The organism is Sporomusa termitida, from assembly GCF_007641255.1.
Classification (GTDB): Bacteria; Bacillota; Negativicutes; order Sporomusales; family Sporomusaceae; genus Sporomusa; species Sporomusa termitida.
Window position 1 is genome coordinate 2,966,093 of the sequence record NZ_CP036259.1, and the last position, 14,731, is coordinate 2,980,823.

At 49.3% G+C, this 14,731-nt stretch carries 11 protein-coding genes; 1 reads left to right on the plus strand and 10 read right to left on the minus strand.

Annotated features, from left to right (window positions below; translation table 11 throughout):
• Positions 1 to 70: 70 nt before the first annotated feature.
• The 4 genes from SPTER_RS14020 to SPTER_RS14035 all read right to left on the minus strand — a co-directional run bounded on the left by SPTER_RS14020 (position 71) and on the right by SPTER_RS14035 (position 6,192).
• Positions 71 to 1,546 carry a sodium:solute symporter family protein gene (locus tag SPTER_RS14020; RefSeq protein WP_170233279.1) on the minus strand — a complete coding sequence of 492 codons (1,476 nt, stop codon included), beginning with the start codon at positions 1,544 to 1,546 and terminating at the stop codon, positions 71 to 73.
• Between the two features lie 418 nt (positions 1,547 to 1,964).
• Positions 1,965 to 3,677: a methyl-accepting chemotaxis protein gene (locus SPTER_RS14025; RefSeq protein WP_144350963.1), complete on the minus strand. Its 1,713-nt coding sequence runs from the start codon at positions 3,675 to 3,677 to the stop codon at positions 1,965 to 1,967.
• Positions 3,678 to 3,830: 153 nt separating this feature from the next.
• On the minus strand, positions 3,831 to 4,970 hold the full coding sequence (locus SPTER_RS14030; RefSeq protein WP_144350964.1) for a uroporphyrinogen decarboxylase family protein: 1,140 nt from the start codon (positions 4,968 to 4,970) through the stop codon (positions 3,831 to 3,833).
• A gap of 115 nt (positions 4,971 to 5,085) precedes the next feature.
• Positions 5,086 to 6,192: a uroporphyrinogen decarboxylase family protein gene (locus SPTER_RS14035; protein ID WP_144350965.1), complete on the minus strand. Its 1,107-nt coding sequence runs from the start codon at positions 6,190 to 6,192 to the stop codon at positions 5,086 to 5,088.
• An 808-nt stretch (positions 6,193 to 7,000) separates the two neighbouring features.
• Between SPTER_RS14035 and SPTER_RS14040 the strand changes: the two genes are divergently transcribed.
• Positions 7,001 to 8,029: a LysR family transcriptional regulator gene (locus SPTER_RS14040; protein ID WP_144350966.1), complete on the plus strand. Its 1,029-nt coding sequence runs from the start codon at positions 7,001 to 7,003 to the stop codon at positions 8,027 to 8,029.
• 83 nt (positions 8,030 to 8,112) lie between these two features.
• On the opposite strand, the gene SPTER_RS14045 is transcribed toward SPTER_RS14040, so the two are convergent.
• The 6 genes from SPTER_RS14045 to SPTER_RS14070 form a co-directional block, all read right to left on the minus strand.
• Positions 8,113 to 8,847, minus strand: a complete 735-nt coding sequence (locus SPTER_RS14045) for a DUF1638 domain-containing protein (protein WP_170233280.1) — start codon at positions 8,845 to 8,847, stop codon at positions 8,113 to 8,115.
• A gap of 1 nt (position 8,848) precedes the next feature.
• Positions 8,849 to 9,415, minus strand: a complete 567-nt coding sequence (locus SPTER_RS14050) for a DUF2284 domain-containing protein (protein WP_144350968.1) — start codon at positions 9,413 to 9,415, stop codon at positions 8,849 to 8,851.
• A 196-nt stretch (positions 9,416 to 9,611) separates the two neighbouring features.
• On the minus strand, positions 9,612 to 10,970 hold the full coding sequence (locus SPTER_RS14055) for an S-layer homology domain-containing protein (RefSeq protein ID WP_170233281.1): 1,359 nt from the start codon (positions 10,968 to 10,970) through the stop codon (positions 9,612 to 9,614).
• Positions 10,971 to 11,025: 55 nt separating this feature from the next.
• Positions 11,026 to 12,132 (minus strand): uroporphyrinogen decarboxylase family protein, encoded by a 1,107-nt coding sequence (locus SPTER_RS14060; RefSeq protein WP_144350970.1) that lies wholly within the window; start codon positions 12,130 to 12,132, stop codon positions 11,026 to 11,028.
• A gap of 33 nt (positions 12,133 to 12,165) precedes the next feature.
• Positions 12,166 to 13,341: an MFS transporter gene (locus SPTER_RS14065; RefSeq protein WP_144350971.1), complete on the minus strand. Its 1,176-nt coding sequence runs from the start codon at positions 13,339 to 13,341 to the stop codon at positions 12,166 to 12,168.
• Between the two features lie 21 nt (positions 13,342 to 13,362).
• Positions 13,363 to 14,499: a uroporphyrinogen decarboxylase family protein gene (locus tag SPTER_RS14070; protein WP_170233282.1), complete on the minus strand. Its 1,137-nt coding sequence runs from the start codon at positions 14,497 to 14,499 to the stop codon at positions 13,363 to 13,365.
• Positions 14,500 to 14,731: the final 232 nt, after the last annotated feature.

Below are 14,731 nucleotides of genomic sequence, written 5' to 3' on the forward strand. Positions count from 1 at the left end.
TATTGGCAAGGAACAAGTCCCAGAAAAGCATGCAAATTCCTCCCCTTTACTATCATCCCGCTAACTTTGCTTACGCTTGCGCCGCCTCATCCTTTTCCTGTGTCAACGCCGGTTCCGACAATTTAAATATCCCCGGTTTTCCCTCACAGAAGGCTGTCATCAGCACACCGACAACAATAGACACACTGAGAGTCGCATATACATTGGCAGTTGTCAGCATTTCCAGGCCGATAGCAGCAGGCAAGCTGGTAAACGACCATAGCATGTTAACAATCCAGGCAGCAAACATGGTGGTAATGGCGGCCGTAGTTGACCGCTTCCAGAACAGGCCGATCAGGCACATGACCATGATGGGGGCCGGCCAGGAGAAGAGCCAGTTTATCGCCGTCACTATCGGCGGCAGGATTGGCGCCACAATCGTTGCCAGTAGGCAAAAGACAATAATGGTAATCCGGGCAACCCGATTCTCTTCTGTCGGTGACATGCATTTGTTGCTCGTATACGCAAAGATGTCTTTGGTGAACAAGGTGGAGGTAACCAGGGCGATAATGGAAAAGCCGGACAACATCGAGCCAAAGAAGGCTGCCAGCACCAAAGCAATGGCAAAGTTCGGCAAATATTCCAGCAGCATCGCTATGGCCGCCATTTTGGGTCCCAGGGCATGAAATTCCGGAATGCTCTTGGCGGCCAGGCCCATGGCGATAGTGAAGACAGCCAGCATGCCGTTTACAATAACGGCCATCCACATGGAATTGGCCACAACCCGGTCATTCTTAGCAGCCATGCAGGGCTGCATGAGCTGCTGGCCCAGGCTGTGGTTGACAAGAATGGCGATTACCGTGCTCATCCCAAAGGAAATCAGAATCTGGGGCGTACCCCAAATACTCAGCATCCAGGGCTGCCCCTGATCAATGAAGTACTGGGACACACCTTCCCAGCCTAACGGCAGCCTTTTGGTCAGCAGGATCGTGGCCACAGCAAGCCCCACATATTTAATCACCGCGTTAATGATATTAAGCCACACAACCTGGTTCAACCCGGACAGGCATACATACAATACCCCCAGAATAGCTCCCAGGTACACCCCCTGTTCAACAGTAACCCCGGTCATCAAGGCAAAGGATATCCCCATACCTTGTAACTCCAGGGTCATTACCGCCCAGATAATCGGGATCATGACCGACGGGAGAATGAGGCGCATTTTTTCACCAAACAGCATGTGCATCAGCTCCGGCATCGATGATACATTCAGCCGCCTGACCCACCTGCCGGTAAAAACGCAAACAACGACCAGCAAAATGGAACAGCCAAAGCCAAACCATAAACTTGCCGCCCCCATAAACCAGGCCATCTCAAACATGCCGTAAATATGGGGTGTCCCTAAAATACTCAGGGCCAGCGTTATCGATAACAGCTGCCAGTTGAGGCTCCGGCCGGCCAGCAGAAAACCATCCTGTTTGTTCTCTTGCTTGTTCAGGTACCAGCCAACGACGATGATGCATAAGAATTCAAAGGCCAACACCGCGAGCAAAATTCCCAACTTCATTATTTGTCCTCCTTCATACATCAAGCGGAAGATTGCAAAAAAGCTGCTGGTAATGAGGGAATTGCCGGTATTTCTTCCATTCCGCCTTCCTGCTTTTTAACTTAAGCCCGAATAAAAAAGATGATTACTTTGGTTGCAAAAATGTGCGGTTCCTCCTTTCTTTTGTAAATGTTTTTTCAATTTTCTGCAATATTAAGCCATTTGCAGGTCTCAAGCATTTGCCGCATTCCTGCAGGCCTATGCATGGTATGAATCTATATTTATAATAAACGGAAATCTATTTTTATGGAAATTCACATTCCTCATTGCAGCAATAACAGAAAATAATACCCTTGGCCCGCACTGAAGCACAACGCTCCCGGCCCGGCTAACATATAGCCGGGCCGGGAGCGCATTTACCGGTAATACGACATAAAACCTACACTTTGAACTGCTGAATTGACAGTTGCAGTTCTTCCGCTATTTTTGCTAATGCCTGACTCGAAGCGGCAATTTCTGCCATTGAGGCGGATTGTTCCTCGGTAGCGGCAGAAACGGTCTCGGTTTGTGCTGCCGAGTCCTTACTGCGCCCGTCAATTTCTTTTACGGCTATGACAATTTCCTGACTGCTGGCAGCCACTTGCTGGATAGCGCCGGAAATTCCCTGGACCTGCGCTGATACCTGGCTGATCAGCGCCTGAATCTGACTAAAGGCTGTGCCCGCTGTGTTTACAACTTCAGTTCCCAGCTGCACCTCCCGGTTGCCTGTCGACATGGTCGCAACAGCCCGGTCTGTATCACTCTGAATTTTGCCAATGAGCGTGGCTATCTGCTTGGCCGCCGCCTGCGACTGCTCAGCCAGCTTGCGTACTTCTTCGGCCACAACAGCGAAGCCGCGCCCCTGTTCGCCGGCGCGGGCCGCTTCAATAGCGGCATTGAGCGCCAGCAGGTTGGTCTGACCGGCAATACTGGCAATTGCATCGACGATTTGGCCAATTTCCTGCGACTGCTCGCCCAGCGCCGAGACTACCCGGGCCGAGTCGCCAACTACGGTTTCCACACTGGCCATTTGCCTGATTGCCGTCGCAATGGCATTATCGCCGGCGGCGGCGGCATTGGCGGTCTGTTCCGCCATTGTGGCCACGCCGCTGGCATTTGCGGCGATCTGCTTAATACTGGCCGCCATACTTTCGACAACATTGTTGGCCGCATGAATGCCCTTAACCTGGGCTGCCGCCCCGGCGGCAACCTCTGTGATTGCACCTGCCACCTGGTTCACGGCCTGGGATGATTGTTCAGCACCGGCCGTTAATTCTTCTGATGAGGCTACCATCTGGGCTGAGGCCATTTTTATATGCTTAACCAGCCTGCTCAGGTTTTCCACCATCACATCGAACTCAGTGGATAACCGGCCGATCTCATCCTTCGAACCCAATGCCAATTTTCTGCCAGTCAGGTTTCCAGCCGCAACTGCCTGCGTCTGCGCAACCAGCAGCCGCAACGGAGTAATAATTACCCCCGCAGTGTACCAGGCTATACAGCCGGTCAAAATCAGGGCAATTATCAGAATGACGGCCAGGGACAGGTATGAGGCCTGCCGGCTTTGGGCGGAATTATGCAGCGTCTTCTCGGCCTCTTGCGCGGAGTAGGCTGCTAAGTCCCTAAAACTGGCATTAATCTTATCAAAACGCCCGGCCACATTCTGAATAAACTCAGTATAGGCTTCCTGCCTTGTCCCTGCTGCAGCCAATTGCATGGTTTTTGTGAGCGGCGCCGCCGCCTCTTGTATCACCTGCATCCCGCCGGCCAGCCGTTCCTGTTCGCCTGGGCTCAGCGGCTGCTGGCTAAAAGTCTCAAGGACCGCTATATTCTCCTGCAGTAATTCATCGAGTTTCCGGAAATCCTCTTGCGCCCGGGCCTGATCGGCCGTAGTCGTCAGCTCCAGCATCAGCGCCGTTACCTGCTGCCCCCGGAAGGCAATATCGCCAGCTACCACCGTCTTTCCCATCTGGCGGTGAATTTCGTCGGTGTCCTGCGCGAGCTTCGTCAGATAATAGATGGCAAAAGCTCCTGCTGCCAGCTGGCACGCCAATACAACAGCGACTAAGACAGCAAATTTTTCTTTCACTGCTAAATTTCGAAACCAGTTCAATCACTTGCCCCCTAATATTGTACTTTATTTTTAATAGCAAATAAAATTATCCCGTGCTCATTGTGATCACGGGATAATTTATTACAATGGCAACATTAATTAATTCTCAGTAGCGGCAGATAAGGTTATAGCCAAAAAGCCCATCCCATGGAATCAATTATAGCGTCCGTACTTTTCCACTGCATCGAAGTAAGCTTTCATGTTCTCGTTTTTTGCGTTCATAGGGACGCAGCAGCCTGAGGAATAGATAAAGCCACCGTCTTTGCCCACGACGGTAATCAGTTTCTTGGCGTAGGCGTCGACATCAGCAACCGAGCCTATCGTCAGCAATGCCGCCGGCACATCCCCCATAATGGCACAATGGCCGCCCAATATTTCTTTGGCCTTAAAAATATCGGTATCGCCATCAAGCTGCAAAACGAATTTTTTGGCAGGCAGCTCTAAGAAATATTCGAGGTTTTTGGTCCAGTCTGAATCACAATGGAGTATGGGGACAATATCCTTCTCAGCCAAGCCGTTGACCAGGCGTTTCATAATTGGCAGCAATAATTTTTCGAATCTTTTCAGGGATATCCATTGGGCACTGCTGCGGGAATCACCGATAAAAGTACGCCTGATACCGATTTGATCGGCCTGGGCTGCCAGGATGCTGATCATATCGTCGGTGGTAACCTCCAGTGCCTGATATACTTTATCGGGGATTCTAAACATATCTTTGAAAAAGCACTCCATAGAGCGGGTCATTGATAAAACATCAGGCGCCGACCCGCCGAGAATTCCCCAGGTGGAACTCTGCCCGCGGCGGGCTGTACGCTGGTTTTCATCGGCAAGCAATTTACCTTTCTCGATCATCGCCTGCAGCATTTCCTCGGGGTTTGTGCCAAAAGCAACCTCGTTGAATTTTGTCACATACGCCAGCAGGCCTTTTTCTATCAGCAGGTCATAATCAGCCTGCGTTGTAATCTCGACCTCGTGCATCTGGAAAGAGGCATTGTCCGGCAGCTCGGTGCCAGGCATCTTGGTCCGCATAAGGCCGACCTTCTTCATCAGCGGGGCATAACGCTCACACATAATGAAAGGGTTGCTATCCCAGACCGGAAAGGCCTCATAAACCTTATCAATCGCATTCATGCATTTTTCCCAGTCCCACATAAACTCTTTATTGGTAATACCGGCAAACTGACCCGCATACTGGTCAATCATGGGGGCACATACCACCCGGTCCACCGGCTCAAGGTTGATTGTGGCCACAAGTCTTTCTTCTGCTGTCATAACATCTTTTTTTGCTGTCATTTGTTCCACCTCGCAACAGTAGTTTTATCTTTCAGTTAATATGATACCGGAAAAATTACCGCTTGGGAAATTGATTCTCCTTATTGCACCGATTTATAAATAAAATTCTCAGCGATTATTTGCCGGTTGCAGCCGCAATCATGGCCTTGACATTTTCCACTTTCGCGTTTACCGGTACGGCGCAGCCTGATGCCAGAATAAAGCCTGGCCCCATATCCTTGATCAATTTTGTACTGTAATTATATACATCGTCCGGTGTTCCCAGGGTAAACAGGGCTGCCGGCACATCCCCCTTAATACACATCCGGCTGCCGAGAACCTCCTTTATTTTGTAAATATTGGTGGCTCCGTCTGTTTCAAACACGCATTTACCGACCGGAAAATCCTTAAAGTATTCTAAATCACGTTCCCAGTTGGAATCAATATGGAAATTAATGACCGCCCCTTCTTCGATAATTACGTCAGCTACCTGTTTTAAATATTTCCAGACGAACCGTTCCCACAGCTTCCGCGAAAAGAATTCGCTCGCGCCCCGGGCCGGCGATATGAATACATATGTGGAATTGGTCGCGCGGATCTGTTGGCGCATATTAACCAGAACCTCGGCTTGGATGACATCCAGCACAGCCTCGACCTTATCGGCCCGCTTATACAGGTCCTGAATGAATTTAGGCATGGAACGCCCGCCGCTAAGCAGCTCATTAACCAGATTGATAACAAGCGGGGAATACACCACATAACCGGCATCTTCAAAGTTTTTTACCATTTGCGGGGTATCTGCCAGTTCCGCCATAATCGAATCAAACTGCACATTAAGCCGGTTAACCACATACTCCTGCATAAAAGGGGTCCAGCCCTTATTTAAAATGGTGTCGTAATCCTCAACTGTCATGACCTCTTTTTCATCTAGCTGCCATACCACATCGTCAGCCAAATCCCGCCCCGGCAGCTTAATATTGGTCATAAATCCTAAAGGGAACAGAAGGGCGGCCGCAAACGCCGAATCAAACCCGTCTATATCGCCCAGGTCTTTTATGGATTCCACCATTACTTTGTTGGAAGCTTTTAAGCTTGAACAAAAATCAGATAGCTTAACCCCCATATGTGTGGCACAAAAACCATCAGCCAGGGTAACGACCGGCGTTCGATCCGTTTTTTCCAGTGCTACCGCTTTTCGTATTCGCTCTTTGCGTTCCTGCAGCAATTCTTGCGGTATTTTCATGTTTTGCTCCCCCTAACATGTTAGTTAATGACACTGACCTCAAAATTTCTATTATCTGCATGCAAACAGTAAGCAGCAATATATATATTATAATAAACCGTAATAGATTCAGATGGAAATTCACTTTTCTCATTGCAGCAATAAAAAAAAACAATACTTTTATGCTATAATAGAGAAAATCAAAAAATGCCCTTTTCTAAAATGGGCTGCAATGCTGCATAACCGGCTTGGGCCAGAGCTGTAAAGCTGCACCCGTGACACCGCCGGCAGCGACTAAAGAGCCGGCAGCACCAGACCGCCAATGTAAACGAAGACGGCAACCCGCCCGGCCTAAATGGCGGCCCGGTCTTCCCCCCGTGGGCGTCCCTGCAATTTCAGTATTCTTTAGTATGCTCATGGAACAGCCGCGTGATGCGTATATTCAGCCTGGGCGGCAAGAGCGAAGGTGCCGCACCTGATTGAGTAAGCAGTCCCCTGCCTGCGCCTAAAATCAACGATGAAAAAATGCATCATATTCGATGCATTTTTTCATCGACTGTGGCTTAGCTAACGCTAGCCAACAACAACATTTAGCTGGAAAATGTGATGATAAAATTCATCAAAAAGAAATAATAGGCAGGCTTATTGTTTAAATACTGCTTGGCACAGTTCTTGCTTTAAATATTATTAGATAAATACAGGAAGAGAATAATCCCAAGAACTGTTCATCACAACTCACTGTTTTGCGCCATTGCAAACGTCGGCATTGCAGCATAATTTACTCAATATTCTCACATTTTTCCATATATTCTTAATTTAGGAGGAGTTTATGGATATTCGGCAATTGGAAATATTCATCTGTGTCGCAGAGCGGTTAAATTTTACCGAAGCCGCCAGGCACTTATATCTCACCCAATCAGCAGTAAGTTTACAAATTGCAGATTTAGAAAAGCAGCTTGATGTCAAACTGTTTGCGAGAAATTCCCATTCCGTCCAGATAACAGAAGCCGGTCAGGTTTTTCTGAAAGAGGCAAAATTTATTATTGCCGCCTCAGAAGAAGCCATAAAAAAAGCCCGCCATACCGCTTCCGGTTTTGCCGGTACTATAAAAATCGGTTTTTTAGAATCGCATACGAAACACTATTTGCCTAAGTTAGTCAAAGACTTTCGCAGCTCCTATCCGAAAATCAGATTAATATTAACGCAATTTGATTGGGGCAGTCTGAACCTGGCATTAGAGCGGGGTGAGGTGGATATCGGCCTGACGATGTCGGTTGCCTTGCAAAACACGCCCAAAGTCGTCTGGCAAACACTCTACCGGGATGTCGAGTGTTTTGTAATGCCTAATGACCACCCGTTGGCCAATGAGCCGCACTTGGATTTAGCCGTTGTATCCCGGGAACCTTTTGTTGTTCTTAATCGGGAGGTTGCGCCCTGCCCTTATGACTTTACCTTGCGCCTATGTGTCAACAGGGGCTTTACCCCTAACTTTGTGGAACGTCCCTTTTTGACCGAGATTTTACTTACGCTGGTTGAGTCTGGCGAAGGCATCGCCATTCTCCCCTATTTCACCACCAAACCTTATGCCAGTCCCAATCTTCGGTTTCTTAAACTGGAAGGCGATGATGCGCAGGTTGAGATGGTTGCATCCTGGAAACGAACAAATCGAAATCCGGCAATCCCCCTGTTTCTTAACAAAGCCAAAAGTGCGATTCGGTTTTTCCAAAATAGTATGGGGCTGCCGCCCTGTAGCGACAGCGATAATGATATCTTTCCCCCACCCCTTGAGTCACCGCTTTGGAACCGTCAGGAGTCAGGAGGTTCTGCAGGTGTTAAATTAAGCGTTAATTGCAGATAGCCTGCAAAAAATCTTGACATAACGATTGTCTTATACTTAAATTCCGCAAGAAGCATGGACCTGCCAGAGTCCATGCTTCTGTTTTATGCGTTCGGGGCTGGTGTGCCGGGCGGCAGGCTGCAATCCGCCTGTTTGCCAAACAGATGCTCCATCGCAATGGTCTCCCCCGGGTTTATGACGATAAAATCCTGATCCCAGGGGCCGGACAAAAATTTACGCAGGTAATCCAGAGTTCCGGGAATAACCTCACATTTTAGCTGCAGGAAGTCGGCATGCACCTGGGCTTTCGCCATCAGTTCAGCCAGCGGAAATTCACCTGTATCAATTAAGCCTATTCTTTTATAGTGCTTAAAGGTAACGCGTAATATCTTATCCGCCTTTTCCCGGCCATACCGCCTGATTGTCCGCTCGTATTCTTCAAATATGGTTCTCTCCATTTGTTCCCAGCTGGTAAGCCAGCCGCTGGACAAGAAATAGGTTGGCATTGTTCTTTGCACTTCGGCCCGTTTTTGCTGCGAGCCAAGCAGCATAGTTATGCAGTCGTCGGCCCGGGGGATAATCAGCCTGAACCCTTTCGGCTTAAGACCTAAAATAGCATTGCCGCAATAGCCCATCACTACCAGGACCTGGTCTACGTTGCTGACCCGGTTCAAAACCTCCTGCAGAACCCCCCTCAGCTTATCCGGTTCATTGTGCAGAGCCGATTCCAGATAAATTACGGGAAAACCACAGTCTGTTTGTTGAATAACCTTATCAACCTCGGCCTGAATGGTACGGCAAGTAATGATCAGAGACTTCATCCCCTGCTGCCGGTTCATCTTAACGCTCCTCTGCCAGATTAAACAGTATAAGCCCGACATACGATACGGTGTTCTTGCCATTGTAATAAGGAATCCCACAGGTTTTTTCCAGGTTGATGACATCAATCCCATAGGCTTCCACCGAGGCAAACGCTTCCTCCGGAAACCGGCACGGTTTATTATCCAGATAGGCGCATCTTTCACAATACTCACAGGCACCGGCATTTAAAGGCAGAATTCCTTGCAGCTTGTAATCTTTCTTAACCCGGTCTAACAGCTCTCTGAATACCCCATCATGAATTTTTTTCGCCGCCACCATGCCGTTCCAGTCAAACGAGCTTTTCATTTGGTGGACAGTTTGAAACAAGAGCCCGTATTTATACTGGCAGGCCTGGGCTTTTAATTCGGCAAACGGCCCGACAGCAGGGGGACAGACCCAATTCGTATTATATTTCCGGCATACATTCTGCTCACAGGCTTTTCTAAAATCCTCAACAAATTTGATTTTGGCTACTTCGGCAATCGCCGCATGGTCAGCCTTGGAATCTAACGCTGCCTGCACTAAATCACTAAAAATTGGTACCATATTTTACCTCCTAGACGCAATAGCCAATGATGCAAAAAAATTTACTATACAGATGCTGTAAACAGGTAAAGAAGACTGCCGGGGGCAATCTTCTCCCTTATATATATATCTAGATATAGAGTAGCGGATAACCCCTGCGCTGTCAATATTTTTATACTATTCTTTCAATTAAATCACTTTTTCTTCGCCGGCCGCTTTAGAAGAAAAAGTCCAGTTCGGCTTTCACAGTATTTAATTTGCCGGTATGAATACCGTCCGTTGCTTTCAGGGATGAAGCCCAAAACATGATGCCGACATTTTTATCCACCATTACCATACCGCTTAGTTCAGGGCCTTCCAGCCCCCAGTCATACTTTGAAACCCAATAATTATCAGGGGCGATTGAGGATTTTGCCTCCGCCCGGATATACCGGGCCGTAAGGCCATAAGAGCCGGGTTTGGTTAACTCAGCCCGTTTGTAGTTAAGACCGGCTATGTAGGCTTTGTTCTGATTGGGCGCATTTGATTGCCCAAAAGCAGCAAATAATTGCAGATCTTTGGCAATAATCTTATCCGCACCAATTTCCCACAGCCTGATGCGATCGGCAAAGACCTTGGCGTCGGCACCGTCACTGGTTAGGTGATGATAGGCAGCTTTAACATTAGCATCCCCGGCCAGCGCTGTATTAAACTCCAGGGCCGCATAGCGGTTATCGGTTGTGGAGGAAATAATGTACGGATTCGTCGCATTGCCGGCCCAGCTCTGTCTGAAATACCCGTAAGTCAATATTGTTTTCGATTTTTCGCCCACAGCGAACTGCACACCCTCCACGCCTTTTCGTCCCGGGGCCACCATCAGGCCATAGGCAGCTCCATAATCAAATTTGCCGGCCTTAACCGTGGTAGCGCCCACAAGGCCCTCCGCATACATCTGACCATAACGCTGGCTGGCGCTCACGGAACCATCGGCCGCACCACCGTTTGACCAATAGCCGCCGCTCCGGAAATCCCTGACGGCTTCATCTTCAATTTTTACCTGCCATTTATCATTGACCTTGTAATTAATGTACAAATCAATGCCCAGTGCCGGATAATGGCCATCGCGGGGATGCGGGGTGTCGCCGGTCAGGCCGGTGCTGTTTTTAAAATCGCCGCTGTTATCCCAGACCTGCTCTGACAGGTGAAGGAAACCGTTGAAAGTTAATTTATCACTCTTCTTTTCCACGGCTTCCATCCGCACGCCCAGGCTGTTCAGTTCATTGGTAAACTCAGTTGCAAGTTTGTCAATCAGGGCTTTGTCTTCCGCACCGGCTTTTTCCGCATTCCACACGGCTCTCGCCACCATCTGCGCCATCTCATAGCGGGTAACTGTCCGTTCACCCTGGAAGCTGCCGGTACCGTCACCGTCAATCAAGCCTTCCTGTTTTAACTTGTTCACTGCCTCATAGGCCCAATGCTTGGCAGGAACATCACCAAAAGGGTTGGGAGCGGCCGCCAGCGCGCTGGCGGTAAAACCAGCTAAAGCGGCAAACGTCAGGGTAGCCAACAGTTTTTTCTTTAAGCTGTCCTTATTCATATTTTTCCCACCTTTAACTTCTTGCTTTTTTATCTCTCTATAATAACCGTCAGCCTTATTTACCGGTAGCAGCCGCCACCATGGCTTTGACATTTTCCACTTTCGCGTTTGGCGGTATTGTGCAGCCGGAAGCAAGAATAAACCCTGTTCCCATATCCTTAATTAATTTTGTACTATAGCCATAGACCTCATCGGGGGTGGCAAGCGTCAACAGCGCGGCCGGCACATCCCCTTTTATGGCCATGTGGCCACCGAGTATTTCCCGGACTTTGTAAATATTGGTAGCGCCGTCCGACTCAAAGATACATTTATGCCGGGGCAGTGTCTTAAAATATTCCAGGTCCCGCTCCCAGTTGCCGTCAATATGCAGGTCAGCCACCGCTCCTTCCTCAATAATTACCTCGGCCGCCGCCTTGAGATATTTCCAGACAAAGCGCTCCCAAATCTTAGGAGAGTAGAACTCACTGGCCCCCCGGGCGGGTGAAATAAATACCACCAGCGGCTTCAAAGCCCGGATTTGCTGACGGAAATCGATCAGCGTCTCTGCCAGAATGACATCCAAAACAGCCTCTACCTTGTCCGGCATCTTAAATATGTCTCTCATAAATTTGGGGAACGACCGGCCGCCGCCCAGAAATTCATTGACCGTAATCGACGCGCTGGGGGTATAAACCAGATAACCGGCCTCTTCAAAATTTCTGGCAAATTGAGGAACATCAGCCAACTGCGCCACCAGGGAATCAACATCAACGCCTAAGCGGTTTTTCAGGTAATCATAACTAAACTCATTCCAGCCTTTATTCAAAATGACGTCATAGTCTTCCACAGTCATCATTTCCTGTTCGTCAAGCTGCCACGGCGTGTCGTCAGGCAGCTCACGGCCGGGCAGTTTGATCCTGGTGTAAAACATTAACGGAAACATTGTCGCTGCGGCAAAGGTGCCGCCGGTGCCGTCGACATCGCCCAGATCTTTAAAGGAATTGAAAATCGCCTCATGGGAAGCTTTCATATTCGAGCAAAACTCGGACAGCTTCATGCCGACATGGCGGGCGCAGAAAGCATCGCCGGTCAGAATCACCGGGGTCCGGTCGGTTTTCTCAAATTGAATGGTTTTTTTCAGTCTCTCCGTACGCTCCTGCAGTAATTGTTGTGCTGTTTTCACGCTATTCCACCTCTCCCTTTGTATTTAAAAATTCTAACCTTTCAAGCCTGCTGTCCTGGGCTGTTGTGCATAGTTTTGCAACAGCAGCAGCATCCCTACAGTCAAAAACGCCATCGCACTGACCAACAAATAAAAGCGCCCCGGACCCTGATTAAAGGGAGCTGCAATTAATTCAAACACGAACGGCGCGGCAAACTGGCCAATACCGCTCAGGGCTGAGGCCAATGCGATACTAAAGGCAACCCGTGACGGCGGTGACAGTATCGACAAGGCCACAAAAAAGGCCGGGCAGGTTGTGGAAAAACCAATACCGCCGATTAAACACCCGGCCAACAGTACTCTAAAATCATGCACGCCGGCGACAAGTGACATGCCGATACCGGTTATCAGCCACCCCAGGGGGATGGTAAAGCTTTTCAAGGTTTGCATAGTTTTGCCGAATAGTAATCCCCCCAGCAGCCCGCCGCCGGTAAAGACGGTCAGGGCTAACCCGGCACTGGCCGCATTGCCCAGGTTTTCACCGACAACCTGGAGCGCCACATTCGTAAAAAAGGCAAATATCAGCAGGTTGTAGATAAACACCAGGAATTCCGTAAAATACACCTGGCCTGATAGGGGCGCCTTCATCGTCGGCTTATCCGGGCCTGCAGCCGCTGTGACTCTGGCCGGTTCGGGCAGGTACGCGTAAACAAACAGGAAGACCACCAGCCCGACCGCATAGGCGAGGAAGGTATTATGCCAGTCGACCGTACAGAGCAAACCACCCAGCATGGCGAAAATGATCCCGCCAAGATTGACAGCAACACTTTGCAGCCCCATGATGGTGTCTCTTTCATTACCGTCAAAGAAATCGGAGATGAGAACAATGGACAGGGGAAAGATGATGCCCAGGCTTAATCCCAGCACAGCCCGCATGACTAAAATCAACGTTAAATCGTTCATAAAATAAGGACTTATGCCGCCGGTGAGAAAAAGTACCATACCCAGCTGGAAAAGCCCCCGCCGGCTCACATACTCGCTCAGCTTGCCAAATACCAGCGACGCCAGCACCATTGTCATGGAGGGTAGTGCCACCAGCAGCATAATGGTCTGGGCACTTACCCCGGGAAAGGCCGCGCTGATATTGGCCAGGGCCGGCGAAACAGCAGTGGCTGCCAACAGCAGCAGAGAAATCGATAATACCACCGCTTTCAGAAGCGTTCGATTCATGCTTTTCACACCTTCTCTTGCTTAATAGTAGCCGTACTTGGCCACAGCCTCAAAAAAGATTTTTACATTTTCATGCCTGGCATTCATTGGCATACAACAGCCACAGGCATATAAAAAGCCGCCGCCCCTGCCGACAACAGTAATCAGCTTTTTGCAGTATTCCTCTAGTTCGCCGGGTGAGGCCACCGTAAGGTATGCGGCCGGCACGTCGCCGTGTATGGCGCAATGGCCCTTTAATATCTCCTTGGCCTTAAAAATATCGGTGGCCCCGTCCAGGGCCAGAATGAATTTTCCCCGGGGCAATTCCAGGAAGTACTCTAAATTCTTGGTCCAGTCACAATCAAAATGCAAGACCGGCACAATATTTCCGGCAACTAATCGTTCCACTAAATCTTTAAAATAGGGCCAAACCAGTCTGTCAAAATATTTCTTGGCGATAAACTGTCCGGCTGACCGGCTGCCGCCGATAAAAACCCGGTTTACACCGGTTGCGGCCACTGTTTTTTCCGCGCCTGCCACAAAAGCGTCAACGAGAATAGGCATTAATTCTTCCAGCCGGTCAGGAATCTGAAACATGTCTTTATAGTATTTTTCAATTGACCTGGTTAGAGAAAAAGCGTCAAAAGGGACCAGGCCGCCCAGATCGCCATACAGCGGCGTCTGACCCCGCTGCCGGATGGCAGCAAGTTCTGCCGCCCGCACCCGGCCTGCTTCAGCCAGGCCGGCCAGCACTTCCGCCCGGCTGATGCCGTTAGCCCGCTCCAGGAAATGTATATGGTATTCACCATACCCTTGGTCTGTAACGAGTTGATAGTCAGCCCGGGTCATAACCTCTGTTTCCAGTACCTGGCTGGGAGCATTGTCCGGCAGTTCCCGGCCTGGCAGCTTCATCTTCCCCATACCGGCTCTTGCGGCGACATAACCGCTGGTAATACCGTTAATATCACCACTGCAATCCCACAGGGGATAGTCGCCGGCGAGTTTCTCAATCGCCGCCAGGCCTTTTGTGGCAAACTCCCAGACAAACTCTTTATTGGTTATGCCAGCATATTGTCCGGCGTAATTGCCAGTCTCCGGCGCACATACTATCCGGTCTACCGGCTTAAGATCAATTGTAGCCTGCAGACGCTCCTCAGCCGTCATGCTATCCTTTGTCATTACATTCCCCCCACAGCTTTACGCCAAATGCTTACCGCCTTATATCCCCCCTCGCATCAATTTTTAGAATATTCTTTCTGGAGTCATGATAGCATGCAGGGTAAACCCCTGTGAAATTCAAAAATCGACTTATGGTTGTGCAAAAAATCATAACCAATATCCTGTAGCCTCTGTTGAAAATACGTACTGGAAGCGATATGATAAGTCTAGTCAGAAAATTTAGAACATATAA

Bases quoted from the DNA above. Each gene is read 5' to 3' on its own strand.
- SPTER_RS14030 (WP_144350964.1), bottom strand. From the start codon at position 4,970: ATGACAGCAAAAAAAGATGTTATGACAGCAGAAGAAAGACTTGTGGCC.
- SPTER_RS14065 (WP_144350971.1), bottom strand. From the start codon at position 13,341: ATGAATCGAACGCTTCTGAAAGCGGTGGTATTATCGATTTCTCTGCTG.
- SPTER_RS14035 (WP_144350965.1), bottom strand. From the start codon at position 6,192: ATGAAAATACCGCAAGAATTGCTGCAGGAACGCAAAGAGCGAATACGA.
- SPTER_RS14040 (WP_144350966.1), top strand. From the start codon at position 7,001: ATGGATATTCGGCAATTGGAAATATTCATCTGTGTCGCAGAGCGGTTA.
- SPTER_RS14045 (WP_170233280.1), bottom strand. From the start codon at position 8,847: ATGAACCGGCAGCAGGGGATGAAGTCTCTGATCATTACTTGCCGTACC.
- SPTER_RS14070 (WP_170233282.1), bottom strand. From the start codon at position 14,499: ATGACAAAGGATAGCATGACGGCTGAGGAGCGTCTGCAGGCTACAATT.
- SPTER_RS14055 (WP_170233281.1), bottom strand. From the start codon at position 10,970: ATGAATAAGGACAGCTTAAAGAAAAAACTGTTGGCTACCCTGACGTTT.
- SPTER_RS14050 (WP_144350968.1), bottom strand. From the start codon at position 9,415: ATGGTACCAATTTTTAGTGATTTAGTGCAGGCAGCGTTAGATTCCAAG.
- SPTER_RS14020 (WP_170233279.1), bottom strand. From the start codon at position 1,546: ATGAAGTTGGGAATTTTGCTCGCGGTGTTGGCCTTTGAATTCTTATGC.